This is a genomic window from Cellulosimicrobium sp. SL-1 (assembly GCF_011033075.1).
Lineage (GTDB): Bacteria > Actinomycetota > Actinomycetes > Actinomycetales > Cellulomonadaceae > Cellulosimicrobium > Cellulosimicrobium funkei.
The window spans coordinates 131,188-148,865 of sequence record NZ_JAACJC010000013.1 but is presented as its reverse complement, the minus strand read 5'-3'; the positions used below and the strand labels follow the sequence as shown (position 1 = coordinate 148,865).

At 73.5% G+C, this 17,678-nt stretch carries 12 protein-coding genes and 1 pseudogene; all 13 read right to left on the bottom strand.

Translation table 11 applies throughout. The annotated features are described in order from the left end of the window. Positions 1-1,093 (bottom strand): annotated as a pseudogene (locus tag GWJ10_RS18785) (fibronectin type III domain-containing protein); the annotation flags it as partial. A gap of 355 nt (positions 1,094-1,448) precedes the next feature. After that, positions 1,449-2,453, bottom strand: coding sequence for a polyprenyl synthetase family protein (locus tag GWJ10_RS18780; protein WP_034652106.1), 1,005 nt, complete (start codon positions 2,451-2,453; stop codon positions 1,449-1,451). A 65-nt stretch (positions 2,454-2,518) separates the two neighbouring features. Further along, entirely contained in the window at positions 2,519-4,300 is a 1,782-nt protein-coding gene (gene nuoN, locus GWJ10_RS18775) for an NADH-quinone oxidoreductase subunit NuoN (RefSeq protein ID WP_163188881.1), read from the bottom strand. Further along, positions 4,297-5,967: an NADH-quinone oxidoreductase subunit M gene (locus tag GWJ10_RS18770; RefSeq protein ID WP_163188880.1), complete on the bottom strand. Its 1,671-nt coding sequence runs from the start codon at positions 5,965-5,967 to the stop codon at positions 4,297-4,299. The genes nuoN and GWJ10_RS18770 overlap by 4 nt, the downstream gene beginning before the upstream one ends. 13 nt (positions 5,968-5,980) lie before the next feature. Then, positions 5,981-8,011: an NADH-quinone oxidoreductase subunit L gene (gene nuoL, locus GWJ10_RS18765; protein ID WP_083711178.1), complete on the bottom strand. Its 2,031-nt coding sequence runs from the start codon at positions 8,009-8,011 to the stop codon at positions 5,981-5,983. Between the two features lie 13 nt (positions 8,012-8,024). Continuing rightward, positions 8,025-8,324 (bottom strand): NADH-quinone oxidoreductase subunit NuoK, encoded by a 300-nt coding sequence (gene nuoK / locus GWJ10_RS18760; protein WP_021482715.1) that lies wholly within the window; start codon positions 8,322-8,324, stop codon positions 8,025-8,027. Continuing rightward, the gene (locus GWJ10_RS18755) at positions 8,324-9,253 is read right to left on the bottom strand and encodes an NADH-quinone oxidoreductase subunit J (RefSeq protein ID WP_163188879.1); all 930 of its coding nucleotides are present in this window, start codon (positions 9,251-9,253) and stop codon (positions 8,324-8,326) included. Before GWJ10_RS18755 ends, nuoK begins: the two co-directional genes overlap by 1 nt. Continuing rightward, positions 9,250-9,981, bottom strand: a complete 732-nt coding sequence (gene nuoI, locus GWJ10_RS18750) for an NADH-quinone oxidoreductase subunit NuoI (protein WP_076403183.1) — start codon at positions 9,979-9,981, stop codon at positions 9,250-9,252. Before nuoI ends, GWJ10_RS18755 begins: the two co-directional genes overlap by 4 nt. Next, entirely contained in the window at positions 9,974-11,386 is a 1,413-nt protein-coding gene (gene nuoH / locus GWJ10_RS18745) for an NADH-quinone oxidoreductase subunit NuoH (RefSeq protein ID WP_085388429.1), read from the bottom strand. Before nuoH ends, nuoI begins: the two co-directional genes overlap by 8 nt. Beyond that, positions 11,383-14,067, bottom strand: coding sequence for an NADH-quinone oxidoreductase subunit G (locus GWJ10_RS18740; protein WP_163188878.1), 2,685 nt, complete (start codon positions 14,065-14,067; stop codon positions 11,383-11,385). Before GWJ10_RS18740 ends, nuoH begins: the two co-directional genes overlap by 4 nt. Continuing rightward, on the bottom strand, positions 14,067-15,434 hold the full coding sequence (gene nuoF / locus GWJ10_RS18735; protein WP_163188877.1) for an NADH-quinone oxidoreductase subunit NuoF: 1,368 nt from the start codon (positions 15,432-15,434) through the stop codon (positions 14,067-14,069). Before nuoF ends, GWJ10_RS18740 begins: the two co-directional genes overlap by 1 nt. Next, positions 15,431-16,315: an NADH-quinone oxidoreductase subunit NuoE gene (gene nuoE, locus GWJ10_RS18730; RefSeq protein ID WP_061269251.1), complete on the bottom strand. Its 885-nt coding sequence runs from the start codon at positions 16,313-16,315 to the stop codon at positions 15,431-15,433. Before nuoE ends, nuoF begins: the two co-directional genes overlap by 4 nt. Next, a complete protein-coding gene (locus GWJ10_RS18725) occupies positions 16,312-17,574 on the bottom strand; it encodes an NADH-quinone oxidoreductase subunit D (protein WP_232322817.1) in 1,263 nt (420 codons plus the stop codon). The genes nuoE and GWJ10_RS18725 overlap by 4 nt, the downstream gene beginning before the upstream one ends. Positions 17,575-17,678 lie beyond the last annotated feature (104 nt).

Sequence of the window (17,678 nt, the reverse complement as noted above, 5' to 3'; positions counted from 1 at the left end):
TCGTCAGCTCCGCGTCGGCCTCCTCGCCCTCGGCCTCCTCCGGCATCTGGACGTCCCAGTCGTCGACCTTCTGGTACTCGTCCGCCGCCATCCACAACGTCCCCGCCGACAGGTCGTTGAGCACGATCACCTGCCGGTTCACCCGGTACTCCAGGCGAGCCTGCGGGTCGATCCCCTCCAGGCGGGTGTCCAGGTCGCGGTCGGTGCCCTCGCAGTCACGGACCACCTGGCCGGTCGAGGCCCACGCCCCGTACGTGCACGACCCGAGCTGCACGGGCGCCGCCGGGCGGCCCTCAGCCGTGCGGCGGACCGCGTCGCCGCCGGCGAGCGGCTGCGTGACGAGACCGCGCGACGTCGCGACCACCACGTCGTCGGACGCCGCCGAGGGCTGCTGCAACCGCGCCTCCGCGCCGTCCTCGAGCGCCACGGTGCGGCCGCCGGGCAGCACGAGCTGCGACGCGGAGCGGTCCAGCACGACCGGCTCGTCGCCGACCGCGGTCACCTCGACCTCGGCACCCGACCCCACGGGCAGCGTGGTGGACGCGGGCTCCCCCGAGACCGCGCCGCGCGCCGTCGTGCGGACCGTCCAGAGCGTCCCGGTCGACGGGACCGCGACGAACACCGTGCCGTCCTGCGCGACGACGACGTCCCCGTCGCCCTCGACCTCGACCGTCGGGTCGAGCTCCTCGGCGTCGAACGAGGTGGCGCCGTCGAACGGCAGGACCCACAGCAGGCCCTCCTCGCCGTCGAGGATCGCGGTCGTCGCGCCGCCGGAGGCGACCTGCGCCCCGGCCGGCAGCCGCACCTGGCCGTCGAGCTTGAGGTGGGCGACGTCCACGGGCGAGGCGGTCCCGGTGCCCGCGTCCTCGAGGAGCACGCGGCCCGCGTCCTGCTGCACGTCGAACGACGCGCTGCCCGCGTTGAGCGTGCCGTCCATCGCCTGGGACTCGTAGTTGAACCGCCCCACCAGGCCGGCCGACGTCTTCGTCACCCACACGCCCGAGTCGTTGAGGTCCACGTCCGCCGTGGCCTCGCCCTCGGTGAACAGCGCGAGTCCCACCAGCGCCGTGGAGAACACCGAGACGGTGCTCACGGACGCGACGGTACGGCGGTGCTCACGCAGGCGCGCCAGGAAACCCACAAGTCCTCCGAGGTGCCGGATCGGGAGGCGACCGGTCCCCTTCGCCGGCCCCCCTCGATCTCGCACTTGCCAGGCGGCCCCACCGATCGCGCAACCGAGGATAACGGGAGGGCGAGTGAGATCCGACACCCGTCCCATGGGGAGAACTCCCCTCTCGGTCCGCGCGCCCCGGGCCCACCGGCGCGGACCGCCGTCGGGTGTGCCGCTACCGGCCGGGCCGGACGGGTGTCCCGGGCAACCGGCCCGGGCACCGGGACGCCCTCGCGCCCACGACACCCGCGACCGGAAAGTTCACCCTCTCGGCGCGTCAGGCGGCGCGGTCCGCCAGGGCCTCCGCGAAGGACCGCAGCGCGTCGCTCACCGGTCCGGGGGGCAGCGTGTCGAGTTCGTCGACGGCGGAGCGCGCCCACCGGACGGCGAGCGCGCGCGTCTCGGCGAGCACCTCGTGTCGGCGCAGCGCCGCGACGGCCGCCGCGAGCGCGGCGTCGTCGGTCAGGTCGGAGTCGAGCAGCTCGACGAGCGCCGCGTCGTCCTCCGTCGCGGTCCCCTGGGCGATGCGCGCGCGCAGCAGGAGGACCGGCATCGTGGGGACCTTCTCGCGCAGGTCGGTGCCGGGCGTCTTGCCCGATTCGTCGCCGGAGGACGCGAGGTCCAGGACGTCGTCGGCGAGCTGGAAGGCGACCCCCAGCCGCTCCCCGTACGCCGCGACCGTCTCGACGACGTCGGCCGGGCAGCCGGCGAACATCGCGCCGAGCCGCGCGGACGTCGACAGGAGCGACGCCGTCTTGTCCGCGAGGACCTCGAGGTAGTGCTCGACGGGGTCGTCGCCCTCGCCCGGCCCCGTGGTCTCGTGGAGCTGGCCGAGGCAGAGCCGCTCGAACGTCCGCGCCTGGATGAGCACGGCCTCCGGGCCGAGCGCCGCCACGGTCGACGCGGCGCGCGCGAAGAGCAGGTCGCCGACCATGATCGCGACGGAGTTGCCCCACACCGCGTGCGCGGACGGCGCACCGCGCCGCACGGGCGCGGAGTCCATGACGTCGTCGTGGTAGAGCGACGCGAGGTGCGTGAGCTCGACGACGACGGCCGCCTCCGCGACCTCGGGCCGCGTCCCGTCCCCCAGCTCGGCCGCGAGCAGCGTGAGCAGGGGGCGCAGGCGCTTGCCCCCGGCGTTCACGAGGTGCCGCGACGCCGAGTCCGCGAGCGGGTCGGCGTGCGCGACGGCGGCCCGGAGCCGGGTCTCGACCTCCGCCAGGCGCTCGGTGAGGGCGGCCGCGAGCTCGGGGTCCGAGATCGGGATCGCGGTGGTCGTCACGGGAGCGGTCCGCTCGCGCGGGCCGCGGGACCCGGCGGGCGCGGAGGGGACGGGAGGCACGGAGGTCACGGGACGAACTTAACCGCCTCGGCCGCCAGATCGAGAACCGGGGAGGGGAACACACCGAGGAGGAGCACCCCGATCGCGCACACGGCGATCGCCACGGTCGTCGGTCCGGTCGACCGCACGACGGTCACGCCGGTGCCCTCGGAGGCCTCCGCGCCGCCGTCCGCGCCGTCGCCCACGCCGCCGGACGGCGCCGTGAAGAACATCAGCACGATGAGGCGGACGTAGAAGAACACCGCCACGGCCGAGGCGAGCACGCCGACCACCGCGAGCACCCACGTGGAGCCGCCGCCCTGCCCGTCGGGGCCGGCGATCGCCGCACCGAACGCGGTGAACTTCGCCACGAACCCGGCGGTCAGCGGGATGCCCGCCATGGAGAGCAGGAAGAGCGAGAAGACGCCGGCGAGCCACGGGCTGCGGCGTCCGAGACCCGCCCACTGGGCGAGGTGGGTGGCCTCGCCGAGCACGGCGACGGGCTCCCGGGACGGGCCGTCCGTGACGTTGTCCGCCGCGTCCGAGCCGTCGGCTCCCCCGGCGCCCGCCCCGACGGTCACGGGCACCCGCTCCCGGACGGGGGCCGTCTCGCGGACGAGCGTGACGACCGCGAAGGCGCCGACCGTCGCGAGGCCGTAGACGAGGAGGTAGAACACCGTCGCCCGCAGCGAGAGCTGGGAGAACCCCAGGACGCCGACGAGGATGAACCCCGCGTGGGCGATCGACGAGTACGCGAGGAGCCGCTTGACGTCGGTCTGGACGGCACCGACGACGGTCCCGACGACCATGGTGAGCAGCGTGACGATCCACAGCGCGACGAACAGGTCCTCGCGCGTGGCCGGCGACGACTGCGCCAGACCGAGGCTCACGACGTACAGCACGCGCAGGAGCGCGCCGAACGCCGCGGCCTTGGTGCACGCCGCCATGAAGCCGGTGATCGGCGTCGGGGCCCCCTGGTAGACGTCGGGCGTCCACGAGTGGAACGGCGCGGCGCCGATCTTGAACAGCAGTCCCGCGAGGACGAGCAGGGCACCGACGACGACCAGCCCGGGCATGCTCGCGAGCGGGCCCTCGGGCGTCGCGAGCGACCGGTACACCTCGACGAGGTCCACCGAGCCGGCGAACCCGTAGACGAGGGCGACGCCGAACACGAACAGCGCGGACGCGAACGCGCCGAGCAGGAAGTACTTGAACGACGCCTCCTGCGACAGCAGGCGGCGACGCCGGGACATCGCGGACAGCACGTACAGCGGGAGCGAGAGCACCTCGAGCGCGACGAACATCACGAGCAGGTTCCCCGTGGCGGGGAAGATCATCATGCCGCCGACGGCGAACAGCACGAGCGGGTAGACCTCGGTCTGCTCCAGCCCCTTGCGCCGCGTGAGGTCCTCGTACGGCGAGCCGGGGACGGCGGCCGCGGACGGCGCGAACGCGTCCTGGCCGGTCGACGTCCGGTCGGCGATCACGAGGATCGCCAGGAACGCGAGCAGCACGACGATCCCCTGGATCGCGAGCCCGAAGGGGTCGATGACCATCGACCCGCCGAGCACCCGCACGCCGTAGGCGGCGCCGTCGGTGCCCTGGACGGCGGGGTCGCGCCACAGCACGACGACGAGCGCGAGCGCCGCGGCGGTCGCGAGCAGGGCCAGGACGACCTGCACCGTGCGCCGGACGCGCGCCGGGACGAACGCCTCGACGAGCACGCCGACGACGCCGGCGCCGAGCACGACGAGGACCGGGGCGAGGTACAGCCAGTCGACCGTGGGGGCCACGAAGGAGTCGTTCACGACTCGCTCCCTTCGTCGGAGCTACGAGTGACGGACGTGCCCTGGCTCGAGGAGGCGACCTGCTCGGTCCCCGCGGCGAACGGGTCGGAGCGCGGCGGGTCCTCGACGCCCGCGACCGCGAGGTCGGAGAGCGTCACCTCGGCGGGCTCGCGCACGAGGTCGAGCGCGGGCGCCGGGTAGAACCCGAGGACGAGGAGGGCGACGAGCAGCGGCGCGACGACCCACTTCTCGCGCGCGCCCAGGTCGGGGAGCCGGTCGAGCCCCTCGCGCGTGGCGCCCGTGAAGATCCGCTGGTAGGTCAGCAGCACGTAGAGGGCGGCGAGCACGACGCCGAGCACCGCGACGAGCGCGGCCCACGGGCTGCGCGCGAACGTCCCGACGAGGACCATGATCTCGCTGACGAACGTCGACAGGCCGGGCAGCGACAGCGCGGACAGGCCCGCCACGAGGAACGTGCCCGCGAGCACCGGGACGACCTTCTGCAGGCCGCCGTAGTCCGCGATGCGCTGCGAGCGCTCGGGGTGCCGCGCGACGAGGAAGCCCGCCAGGAGGAACAGCGCCCCGGTCGAGATCCCGTGGTTGACCATGTAGAGCGACGAGCCGGACACGCTGAGCGACGTGAACGCGAAGATGCCGAGCACGATGAACCCGAAGTGCGACACCGACGTGTAGGCGATGAGCCGCATGAGGTCGCTCTGCCCGATCGCCATGAGCGCGCCGTACAGGATCGACACGACGGCGAGCACGACGACGACGGGCGCCGCCCACCTGCTCGCGTTCGGGAACAGCGGCAGGCACAGCGTGAGCATCCCGAACGTGCCCACCTTGTCCAGGACGCCGACGAGCAGCGTGGACGTGCCTGCGGGCGCGTGCTGCGCGGCGTCGGGCAGCCAGGTGTGCACGGGGAAGAGCGGCGCCTTGATGGCGAACGCGAGGAAGAAGCCGAGGAACAGCAGCCGCTCGATCGTGACCGGCATCGGGTTCTCCGCGAAGTACCCCACGAGGTTCGTCGTGAGGAACGCGTCCTCGGGCCGCGCGCCCGTGGCCGGGTCGATCGGCACCTGCACGTAGAGCGCGATGACGGCCGCGAGCATGATCAGGCCGCCCGCGAGCGAGAACAGCAGGAACTTCACCGCGGCGTAGCGCCGCCGCGCCCCGACGCCGAACCCGCCGATCATGAAGTAGACCGGGATGAGCATGGCCTCGAACAGCACGTAGAAGAGGAACACGTCGCGCGCGACGAACACCGCGACCATGAACGCCTCGAGGAGCAGCACGAGCGCGAGGTAGTGGCGCAGGCGGCGGACGTCGCCGTCCTGCTCCTTCCACGCGGCGAGCACGACGAGCGGGACCAGCAGCACCGACAGCGCGACGAGCGCGAGCGCGACGCCGTCGGCGCCGACCGCGTAGCTCGCCCCGATCTGCGGGATCCAGCGGTACGTCTCGGCGAGCTGGTGGGTGCCGGCCGCGGACGTGTCGAACGCCGTGAACGCGCCCACGAGCAGGCCGAGCTCGACGAGCGCCGCGCCGAGCGCGATGCCGCGCACGGCACGCAGCGCGCCCGCGCCGACGCCGCGTGTGCGGGCCGCGGCCGTGAGCCACACCGCCGCGGCACCCACCAGGGGCCAGGCGATGAGCAGGGACAACCAGGGGACGGAGGTGGTCATGGGTGTCTCCCTCTCAGCTCGCGGAGCCGGTGGTCAGGGCGAGGACGACGGCGACGACGACCACGAGGCCACCGAGCATCGTCGCGCCGTACGAGCGCACGTAGCCGTTCTGCCACCCGCGGAGCCACTCCCCCACCTTGCCGACGAGGCCCGCCAGGCCCATCCAGCCGCCGTCGACCATCTCCTTGTCGGCATAGACGAGCGAGCGCGTGAGGTACTGGCCGGGACGCATGAACACCGTCTCGTTGACGTCGTCCTGGTACAGGTCGCGGCGGGCCGCGCGCGTGAGCACGGAGCCGCGCGGGGCGCGGACCGGGACGCTCGACATCGCGTACTGGCGCCACGCGAGGGCCGCGCCCGCGAGGACGAGCAGGAGCGTCAGGGCGATGAGCGACCAGACGGGCAGCACGGGCTCGTGGTGCTCGGCGTGCCCCGTGACGGGCTCGAGCCACGTGACGAAGCGCGAGCCCGCGGCGAGGATGCCGCCCAGGGCCACCGACCCGACGGCGAGGACGATCATCGGCCACGTCATGAGGCGCGGGGACTCGTGCGGGTGCTGGACCGGACCGTCCTGCGGGCCGAGGCCGTCCACGGAGCCGCTGCCGTCGTTCCAGCGGCGGCGACCGGAGAACGTCATGAAGAACAGGCGCGACATGTAGAACGCGGTGATGCCCGCGCCGAGCAGCGCCACGCCGCCGAAGACCCACGCCCGCCACGGCTCGCCGTCGACGGGGACGAACGCGGCCTCGATGATCTTGTCCTTGCTCCAGAAGCCCGAGAACGGCGGGATCCCGAGGATCGCGAGCCAGCCCATCATGAAGGTGATCCACGTGACCTTCATGTACCGCGCGAGGCCGCCGAACCGGCGCATGTCGACCTGGTCGTCCATGCCGTGCATGACGGACCCCGCGCCGAGGAACATCCCGGCCTTGAAGAAGCCGTGCGTCACGAGGTGGAAGATCGCGAACGCGTAGCCGATCGGGCCGAGCCCGGCGGCGAGGATCATGTAGCCGATCTGCGACATGGTCGACGCGGCGAGCGCCTTCTTGATGTCGTCCTTCGCGCAGCCGACGATCGCCCCGAAGAGCAGCGTCACCGCACCCACGACCACCACGACGAGCTGCGCCGTCGGCGCGCCCTCGAAGATCGGCGCGGACCGCACGACGAGGTAGACGCCCGCCGTGACCATGGTCGCGGCGTGGATGAGCGCGGAGACCGGCGTCGGGCCGGCCATCGCGTCCCCGAGCCACGCCTGGAGCGGGAACTGCGCCGACTTGCCGCAGGCCGCGAGCAGGAGCGCGAGGCCCGTCGCCGTGAGCAGCGCGGTCGAGGCCTCCGGCACGCGGGCGAACACCGTGCTGAAGTCGAGCGCGCCGAACGTCGCGAACATGAGCATCATCGCGACGATGAGGCCGATGTCGCCCACGCGGTTCATGACGAACGCCTTCTTCGCCGCGACCGCGTACGCCCGGTTGTGGTTCCAGAACCCGATGAGCAGGTACGACGCGAGGCCCACGCCCTCCCAGCCGACGAACAGCAGGAGGAACGAGTCGGCGAGGACGAGGACGAGCATCGCCGCGATGAACAGGTTGAGGTACGCGAAGAACCGGCGCCGGTCGCGGTCGTGCGCCATGTAGGCGACCGCGTACACGTGGATGAGCGTCCCGACGAACGTCACGAGGAGCACGAAGGTCAGGGACAGCGGGTCGATCCGCAGCCCGACGGCGAGGTCGAGCCCGCCGGACGCGATCCAGTCGAACAGCCGGTAGTCCACGACGCGCTCGTCGACCGGGAGGCCGAGCATCGACACGAAGAGGACCAGGCCCACGACGAACGCCGCGGCGGACATGAGCACGCCGAACCAGGCGCCCCAACGGTCGCTGCGGCGGCCCGCGAGCAGCAGGACCGCCGCCCCGACGAGCGGGAGCAGCACGAGCAGCGGTGCGGCGAGGAACGCGCCCGGGACCGTCTCGGTCGCGGGCACGACGTCGGTCGCGGTCAGCAGTCCGCCCGCCGACGGCAGGGCGGGAAGGAGCATCGTCATCGGTGCCGGCCCCTCAGCTCTTGAGCAGGTTGACGTCGTCGACCGAGGCGGACCGACGGGTGCGGAAGATGGACACGATGATCGCGAGGCCGACGACGACCTCCGCCGCCGCGACCACCATGACGAAGAACGCGAGGACCTGGCCGGTCACGTCGCCGTGGATGCGGGCGAACGTGACGAACGCGAGGTTGGTCGCGTTGAGCATGAGCTCGATGCCCATGAACACGATGATCGCGTTGCGGCGCAGCAGGACCGTGGCGGCGCCGATCGCGAAGAGGATCGCGGCCAGCACGAGGTAGTGGGTGAGCTCCATCAGTCCTCTCCTCCCGGGGTCGCGCCGGGCACGCGGGACCGGCCCGGGTCGTCGGGGCCCCCGACGTCGCCGGCGGGCGGCTCGCCCTCGGGCTGGTCGGCCGTCGCGGCCTGCACCACGCGCTCGTTCGCGTCCTGCGCCCGCAGCGCGGGCAGGGCGCGGTGCGGCTCGTGCTCGACGAGCACGTCGCGCTCGGCCTCGAGGATCGTGCCGGCCGAGCGCTCCTGGCCACGGATCCGCAGGATCCGGGACACCGACTCCTCGATGGGCCGCCCCTGCGGGTCGAGGGCCGGCGTGTCCATCGCGTTGTTCTGCGCGTAGACGCCGGGCGCGGCGAGCGGCGTGAGCCGGCCGCCCGAGGGCAGGGCCGCGACCTTCGCGTCCGCCTGCTCGCGCTGGCCGACCTTCGGGGTGAGGCGGCGCCGGTGCGTGAGCACGAGCGCCGAGACCGCGGCGGTGATGAGCAGGACGCCCACGACCTCCATCGCGAACACGTAGTCCGCGAAGAGCACGCGCGCGAGCGCCGTCGGGTTCGTCACCGCGTTCGCGGCCTCGAGACCGACCGCGGGCGGGAACGCCGCCTGCGAGACGACGCCGACCAGCACGGCCCCGAGCCCGAGCCCGAGCAGCACGCCGATCCAGCGCTGACCGCGGATCGTCTCGACGAGCGAGTCCGACGCGTCGACGCCGACGAGCATGAGCACGAAGAGGAACAGCATCATCACGGCGCCCGTGTAGACGACCACCTGGACGACGCCGAGGAACGGCGCCTCCTGCGCGATGTAGAGGATCGCGAGGTCGACCATGACGAACATGACCGCGATGGCGGCGTGCACCGCCTTGCGCGCGAAGAGCAGCGAGAGCGCCGCGAGCACCATGAGGGGGGCGAGGACCCAGAAGAGGACCGCCTCGCCGCCGCCCCCGATCACCGCGCGCCCTTCCGGGCCGACGGACGGGCGGACCGCCCGGACGGCTGCGTGACCCGCCGGACCTCCGGCTCGCGGCCCGCCGGCTCCGGCGGGAGCGTCGGGTCGTCCGGCCTGTGCTCGCGCACCCACTCCACCTGCTCGGCCACCGGGCCGCTCACCTCTCCGCGGTAGTACTCGGTGTCCGACGTCCCGGGCACCATCGGGTGCGGCGCGGCGAGCATGCCCTCGCGCAGCGGCGCGAGCAGGTCCTGCTTCTCCCAGATCATGCCCTCGCGCGTCGGCCCGGCGAGCTCGTACTCGTTGGTCATCGTCAGCGCGCGCGTCGGGCACGCCTCGATGCACAGCCCGCAGAAGATGCAGCGCAGGTAGTTGATCTGGTAGACGCGGCCGTACCGCTCGCCGGGCGACATGTGGCCGCCGTCGGGCAGGTCGGCGTTGTCCGCGCCCTCGACGTAGATCGCGTCCGCGGGGCATGCCCAGGCGCACAGCTCGCACCCGATGCACTTCTCGAGCCCGTCGGGGTACCGGTTGAGCTGGTGCCGGCCGTGGTAGCGCGGCTTGGGCGGCACCTTCTGGCGCGGGTACTGCTCCGTCACGGTCGGCCGGAACATCGAGGAGAAGGTCACGCCGAACCCGGCGACGGGCGCGACGAGCTCGCGAAAGCCCTTCGCCTGCGGGCGGCGGACCTCGTACTCGCCCGGCCGGTCCGGCTTCTGGTCGTCAGCCACGGTCGACCTCCTTGTCGTGCGGTGTGTCGCGGGGAGCACCGGCACCCGGTGCGGACGTCCTGGCCGCGCCCGCGTCGTCGGGCACGAGGGCCCGACGGCGCGGCGAGGGCGGGAGCGACTGGCCGGGCAGCGGCGGGACGGGGAAGCCGCCGGCGAACGCGTCGAACGGCTCGGGCGCGGCGCCCGCGGCGCGCGGAGCGGCGCCGGGTGGCGCCTTCTTCTCGGGCCAGAACCAGACGACGACCACGACCACGAGGGCTATCGCGACCGCGATCCCGATGAACACGCGCAGGTCCACGTCGAGGAACTGGCGCACGGCCTGGGCGACGGCGAGGAGCACGAGCCACGCGAGCGCGAAGGGGATGAGGACCTTCCAGCCGAAGCGCATGAACTGGTCGTAGCGCAGTCGCAGCAGCGTGCCGCGCACCCACACGAAGAAGAACATGACGGCCCAGACCTTGACGAGGAACCAGAGGATGGGCCACCAGCCCTCGTTGAACATCCCGTCGTTGATCGCCGAGAGCGGCCACGGGGCCCGCCACCCGCCGAGGAACAGCGTCGTCGCGACCGCGGAGACGTTGAGCATGTTGATGTACTCCGCGAGGAAGAACCACGCGAACTTCATCGACGAGTACTCGGTCATGTACCCGGACACGAGCTCGCCCTCGGCCTCGGGGAGGTCGAACGGCAGGCGGTTCGTCTCGCCGACCATGGAGATGACGTAGATGACGAACGCCGGCAGGAGCGGGAGGAACCACCACAGCTGCGTCTGCGAGTCGACGATGCGCGAGGTCGACATCGACCCCGCCATGAGGAAGACGGAGACGAGCGAGAGGCCCATCGCGAGCTCGTAGCTGATGACCTGGGCCGTCGAGCGGACAGACCCGAGCAGCGGGTACGTCGAGCCGGACGACCAGCCGCCGAGCACGATCCCGTACACGCCGAGCGACGCGCACGCGAGGATGTAGAGCGTCGCGACCGGGAAGTCGGTGAGCTGGGCGGGCGTCACGTAGTCCGTGAACGGGATCTGCACCTCGGGCCCGAACGGGATGACCGCGAACACGAGGAGCGCGCAGAACACGGAGATCATCGGCGCGAGCAGGTAGACGAACTTGTCGGCCGCCTTGACGGTGATGTCCTCCTTGAGCAGGAGCTTCATCGCGTCGGCGAGCGACTGCAGCAGGCCGAACGGGCCGTGCCAGTTCGGGCCGGGCCGCACCTGCATGCGGGCGACGACCTTGCGCTCGAACCAGATCGCGAAGAGCACGCTCGTCAGCAGGAAGACGAGGATGAGGACGGCCTTGACGAGGTACGTCCAGCCGTTGTCCTGCGAGAAGTTCGCCGTGATGCCGGGCACCGCCGGCGTCTCGGTGGCCAGCGCGTGGAGCGCGTGCAGGCCGCTCATGCGCCCTCCCCTCCGTCGGTGGTCCCCGGCTCGAGCCGGACGAGGTCGCCCGGCACCGCGCCGAGCGTGGCGTGCACGGACGACCCCGGCGAGCGCAGCGGCAGCCACACCACGTGGTCGACCATGTCGGTCACCACCACGGGGAGCGTGACCGCGCCCCGGTCGGTGACGACGCGCACGAGCTCGCCGTCGAACACGTCGACCGCGGCGGCCGTGGCCGCCGACAGGCGGGCCACGGGACGCTTGGCCGTGCCGGCGAGGTACCGCTCGCCGTCCTGGCCGCGCGCGTCGTCGAGCAGGAGGCGCCAGCTCGCGAGGACCGCGGTCCCCGGCGCGACGGCGGGCGGCTCGGTCGCGTCGACCGTGGGCGCCGCGGCGCGCGCGCCGTCCCACGCGCCGTCGCCCACGAGCTGCTCGAGCTCGGCGCGCACGGCCTCGAGCGTCGGCAGGCCGAGCGGGGCGCCGGCGGCGTCCGCGAGCGCGTCGAGCACGCGGTGGTCGGGCATCGCGGTCGAGGCGAGCGCGGCCGGGAACGGGCGCACGCGCCCCTCCCAGCTGACGAACGCCCCGGCCCGCTCCACGGGCGGCGCGACCGGGAGCACGACGTCGGCGTACTCCGTCACCGCCGAGCGTCGCACCTCGAGCGAGACGACGACGTCCGCCGCCTCGAGCGCGCGGCGCGCGTGCGCCGGGTCGGGCAGGTCGTCGAGCTCGAGCCCGCCCACGAGCACGCCCGCGAGCTGGCCGACCGAGAGCGCGTCGAGCATCTCCCCCAGGTCGCGGCCCGGGGCCGTGGGCAGCCCCGCGGGGTGGTCCTCGGTCGTCGCCGCGCCCCACACGGTCGCGACGTCCACGCGGGCCGCGGCGTCGGCGACCGGGCGTCCGCCCGGCAGGAGGTTGGGCAGCGTGCCCGCCTCGACGCCGCCGCGCTCGCCCGCTCGGCGCGGGACCCAGGCGAGGCGTGCGCCCGTCGCGGCGACCGCACGCAGCAGCGCGCTGTACCCGCCGGGCGTCGCGGCGAGCCGCTCGCCCACGAGGACGACCGCCCCCGGCTGGCGGAGCGCGTCGCTCGCGTCGGCGAGGACGTCGTCGGTGCCGCTCGCCTCGTCGAGCGTGCGGACCCGGTCGCCCGCGGCGATGCCGTCGAGCCACTCGGCCTCGGTGCCCGGGGCGGCGGGGAGCAGCGTGCCGTGCATGCGCTGCACGCCGCGCGACGCGAACGGCGCCACGGAGAACACGCGGACCCGGTGCCGCAGCGCGCCCTTGCGCAGGCGCAGGAACGCGACGCCCGCCTCCTCCTCGGCCTCGAGGCCGACGAGCAGGACCGCGGGGGCCTTCTCGAGGTCGGGGAAGGTCACGCCGAGACCCGTGCCGGCCACGGCGTGCGCGAGGAAGTCCGCCTCCTCCGCGCTGTGCGCGCGGGCCCGGTGGTCGACGTCGTTCGTGCGCAGCCACGTGCGCGCGAGCTTGGCGTACGCGTACGCGTCCTCGACCGTGAGCCGCCCGCCCGGCAGGACGCCGACCCCGCCCGCGTCGCGGGCCCGGGTCAGGGCGTCGGCCGCGACCTCGAGCGCCTCGGCCCACGAGGCCGGGCGCAGCTCGCCGCGCGTGACGGTCCCGTCGGGCGCGACCTCGCGGTCGCGCACGAGCGGGTGCGTGAGGCGGTCCGGCGCGGACTGCCACGTGAAGGCGAAGCGGTCCCGGTCGGTGATCCACTCCTCGTTGACCAGCGGGTCCTGGCCCGCGAGGCGGCGCAGCACGACGCCCCGGCGGTGGTCGACGCGGATCGCCGACCCGGACGAGTCGTGCTCGGCGACCGACGGCGTCGAGACCAGGTCGAACGGGCGCGACCGGAAGCGGTACGCCGCCCCCGTGAGCGCGCCGACCGGGCAGATCTGCACGGTGTTGCCGGAGAAGTACGACGCGAACGGGAGGCCCGACTCGTCCTCCAGGGCCAGGCCCACCGGGCGGTCGCCGGGCGCCTGGCCCGCGGGCGGCGCGAAGTCGAGCACGGCCTCGTCGAAGCGCCCGATCTGCTGCGCGGCGCCACGCTTCTGCAGGTCGATGAACGCGTCGCCCGCGATCTCCTGGGAGAAGCGCGTGCACCGCTGGCACAGGACGCAGCGCTCGCGGTCGAGCAGGATCGTCGTCGAGACGGCGATCGGCTTGGGGAACGTGCGCTTGACGTCGACGAACCGGCTGGTCGCGCGCCCGTTGCTCATCGCCTGGTTCTGCAGGGGGCACTCGCCGCCCTTGTCGCACACCGGGCAGTCGAGCGGGTGGTTGATGAGCAGCAGCTCCATGATCCCGTGCTGCGCCTTGTCGGCGACCGGGCTCGTGCGCTGGGTCTTCACCACCATGCCCGGCGTCGCCTCGAGCGTGCACGACGCCTGCGGCTTCGGCATGGGCCGCACGTTGCCCTCGCGGTCGGGCGCCGCGACCTCGACGAGGCACTGGCGGCACGCCCCGGCGGGCTCGAGCAGCGGGTGGTCGCAGAACCGCGGGATCTGGATCCCGATCTGCTCGGCCGCGCGGATCACGAGCGTGCCCTTGGGCACCGACATCTCGATGTCGTCGATCGTGAACGTCACCTGGTCCGCGGGGGCCGGGGGCTTGGCCGCGCCGCCCGAGGGCGCGACGGCCGAGGAGCCGGTGCCCGGGGCGGGGGTCGTGGTCGTCATCAGTGCACTCCTGCCGTCAGGACGCGGGCCGGGCGGGGCGTGTAGTCGAAGAGCGCCGAGGCCGCCGGGTCGAACGGGCAGCGGTGCTCCGTGATGTGCGCCTCGTACTCGTCGCGGAACAGCGCGATGCTGCTCGTGACGGGCGACGTGGCGCCGTCGCCGAGCGCGCAGAACGCGCGGCCCAGGATGTTGTCGCACGTGTCGAGGAGCAGGTCGAGGTCGGCCTCCGTGCCCTGGCCCGCCTCGATGCGCGCCAGCACCTGCTTCATCCAGTACGTGCCCTCGCGGCACGGCGTGCACTTGCCGCACGACTCGTGCGCGTAGAAGTCGGTCCACCGGCTCACGGCCCGCACGACGCACGTCGTCTCGTCGAAGAGCTGGAGCGCGCGCGTGCCGAGCATCGAGCCCGCCGCGGCGACCGACTCGTAGTCGAGCGGGGTGTCGAGGTGCGCGTCGGTGAACAGCGGCGTCGACGAGCCGCCCGGCGTCCAGAACTTCAGCGCCTTGCCCCCGCGCATCCCGCCCGCGAGGCCGAGCAGCTCGCGCAGCGTCGTGCCGAGCGGGGCCTCGTACTGCCCCGGCCGCGTCACGTGCCCGGAGAGCGAGAACAGGCCGACGCCGGCCGAGCGCTCCGTGCCCATCGAGGTGAACCAGTCCGCGCCGCGCGCGACGATCGACGGCACGCTCGCGATCGACTCGACGTTGTTGACGACCGTCGGGCGCGCGTACAGGCCCGCGACCGCGGGGAACGGCGGCTTGAGCCGCGGCTGCCCGCGGCGGCCCTCGAGCGAGTCGAGCAGCGCCGTCTCCTCGCCGCAGATGTACGCGCCGGCCCCGGCGTGGACGGTGACGTCGAGGTCGAAGCCCGACCCGAGCACGTCCTTGCCGAGGTAGCCCGCCTCGTACGCCTCCTCGACCGCGCGCAGCAGGCGGCGGTACACGTGCAGCACCTCGCCGCGCACGTAGATGAAGGCGTGCCGGCACCCGATCGCGTACGACGTGATCGCGACGCCCTCGACGAGCGCCTGCGGGCTCGCGAGCATGAGCGGGATGTCCTTGCACGTGCCCGGCTCGGACTCGTCCGCGTTGACGACGAGGTAGCGCGGGCCGCCGTCGGGCGCGGGCAGGAAGCCCCACTTCATGCCCGTGGGGAACCCGGCGCCGCCACGGCCGCGCAGGCCGGACGCCTTGACCGTCGCGACGACGTCGCCCGGGTCCTGCCCGAGCGCGGCGCGCAGGCCCGCGTAGCCGCCGCGGTCCAGGTAGGACGCGAGCGTCCAGGACCGGTCCGCGTCCCACGTGTCCGACAGGACCGGGGTCAGCGGGTCCGGCGCCGGGCGGGTCTCGGTGCTCTGCTGCTCGCTCATGCGTCCGCTCCCTTCGACGGGTCGGGCTTCGTGCCGGGCGACTCGGCCTTGCCGCCGGGGTCGACGTCGGCGTCGGTCGTCGGCTTCCGCTCGGCGCTCGACTGCGCCTCGCCGGCGTCGGGCGCACCGCCGGCGGGAGCGCCGCCGTCGGGGGCCGCCTCGGCGTCCGTCTCGTCGGCCGGGGCGGTCCAGCCGTGCTCGCGCGCGAGCCGCAGGCCGGCGAGGGTGGGCTCGCCCGCGCCGACGCCCTCGTCGGCGCGGCCGTCGGGGAAGCCGGCGAGCACGCGGCTCATCTGCTTGAACGTGCACACGCTTGCCGCGCCGCGCGTCGGGGCGACGGGCTCGCCGGCCCGGAGCCGGTCCACGACGTCCGTCGCGCTGCCGGGGGTCTGGTTGTCGAAGAACTCCCAGTTGACCATCATCACGGGCGCGTAGTCGCAGGCCGCGTTGCACTCCACGCGCTCGAGCGTGATCGCGCCGTCCTCGGTGGTCTCGTCGTGCCCGACGCCGAGGTGGTCCGACAGCTCGTCGAAGATCGCGTCGCCGCCCATGATCGCGCAGAGCGTGTTCGTGCAGACGCCCACGGTGTAGGTGCCGTTGGGGTGGCGCTTGTACTGCGTGTAGAACGTCGCGACGGCGGAGACCTCCGCCGCGGTGAGCCCGAGCTGCTCCGCGCAGAACAGGATGCCGTCGCGCGACACGTAGCCGTCCTCGGACTGCACGAGGTGCAGCATCGGCAGCAGCGCGGAGCGGGACTCGGGGTAGCGCGCGACGATCTGCGCGGCGTCGGCGGCGAGCCGCGCCGTCGTCTCCGCGTCGTACCCGGGGCGGGAGCGCCCGGCGGGCGTCCCGTCCGTCGCAGGTCCGGCGTCGATGGTCATCGGTCCACCCCTCCCAGCACGGGGTCCAGGGACGCGACCGCGACCACGACGTCGGCCACCTGGCCGCCCTCGCACATCGCCGCCACGGCCTGGAGGTTGTTGAACGACGGGTCGCGGAAGTGCGCCCGGTAGGGGCGGGTGCCGCCGTCGGACACGAGATGCACCCCGAGCTCGCCGCGCGGGTGCTCCACGGTCTGCCACGCCTGCCCCACGGGGACCCGGAAGCCCTCGGTGACGAGCTTGAAGTGGTGGATCAGGGCCTCCATCGAGGAGCCCATGATCTCCTTGATGTGCTCGAGCGAGTTGCCCTGGCCGTCGCTCCCGATCGCGAGCTGCGCGGGCCACGCGATCTTGCGGTCGCCGACCATGACGGGCTGCCCCGCCGTCGCCTCGAGGCGGTCCAGGCACTGCGCGACGATGTGCAGCGACTGGTAGCACTCCTCGAGCCGCAGTACGACGCGGTCGTAGCAGTCGGCGCCCGTCGCGGTCGGGACGTCGAAGTCGTACGTCTCGTAGCCGCAGTACGGGTCGGCCTTGCGCACGTCGTACGGGTGGCCCGTCGAGCGCAGCACCGGGCCGGTGACGCCGAGCGCCATGCAGCCCGCGAGGTTGAGGTGCCCGACCCCGACGAGGCGCCCCTTGAAGATGGGGTTGGCGAGCATGAGGTCGCCGAGCTGGCCGAGGTAGCGGCGCACGAGCGGGTCCGCCCGGCGCACCTGCTCGACGAGGTCCGGCGGCACGTCCTGCGCGACGCCGCCCGGGCGGACGTACGCGTGGTTCATGCGCAGCCCCGTGACCGCCTCGAAGATCCGCAGGATCTCCTCGCGCGCGGTGAACGCGATGGTCATGACGGTCGTCGCGCCCATCTCGTTGCCGCCCGTGCCGAGGCACACGAGGTGGGACGCGATGCGGTTGAGCTCCATCATCAGCACGCGGATGACGCTCGCCCGTTCGGGCACGTCGTCCGTGATGCCGAGGAGCTTCTCGACCGCGAGGCAGTACGCCGTCTCCTGGAACAGCGGCGCGAGGTAGTCCATGCGGGTGCAGAACGTGACGCCCTGCGTCCACGTCCGGAACTCCATGTTCTTCTCGATGCCCGTGTGCAGGTAGCCGATGCCGCAGCGCGCCTCGGTGACCGTCTCGCCGTCGATCTCGAGCATGAGACGCAGCACGCCGTGCGTCGACGGGTGCTGCGGCCCCATGTTGACGACGATGCGCTCCTCGCCGAGCGCGGCGGCCGCGACGGCGCTCTCCGCGATCTCGGCCCAGTCGCCGCCGGACGCCTCGAAGCTCGGGACGCCGGGGTCGAAGTCGCCGACGGGCGGACGGGTGGCGTGCGGGGCGCCGCCGGGGGCACCGGTGG

Bases quoted from the DNA above. Each gene is read 5' to 3' on its own strand.
- GWJ10_RS18770 (WP_163188880.1), bottom strand. From the start codon at position 5,967: ATGACCACCTCCGTCCCCTGGTTGTCCCTGCTCATCGCCTGGCCCCTG.
- nuoL (WP_083711178.1), bottom strand. From the start codon at position 8,011: ATGACGATGCTCCTTCCCGCCCTGCCGTCGGCGGGCGGACTGCTGACC.
- nuoK (WP_021482715.1), bottom strand. From the start codon at position 8,324: ATGGAGCTCACCCACTACCTCGTGCTGGCCGCGATCCTCTTCGCGATC.
- nuoH (WP_085388429.1), bottom strand. From the start codon at position 11,386: ATGAGCGGCCTGCACGCGCTCCACGCGCTGGCCACCGAGACGCCGGCG.
- GWJ10_RS18740 (WP_163188878.1), bottom strand. From the start codon at position 14,067: ATGACGACCACGACCCCCGCCCCGGGCACCGGCTCCTCGGCCGTCGCG.
- nuoF (WP_163188877.1), bottom strand. From the start codon at position 15,434: ATGAGCGAGCAGCAGAGCACCGAGACCCGCCCGGCGCCGGACCCGCTG.
- nuoE (WP_061269251.1), bottom strand. From the start codon at position 16,315: ATGACCATCGACGCCGGACCTGCGACGGACGGGACGCCCGCCGGGCGC.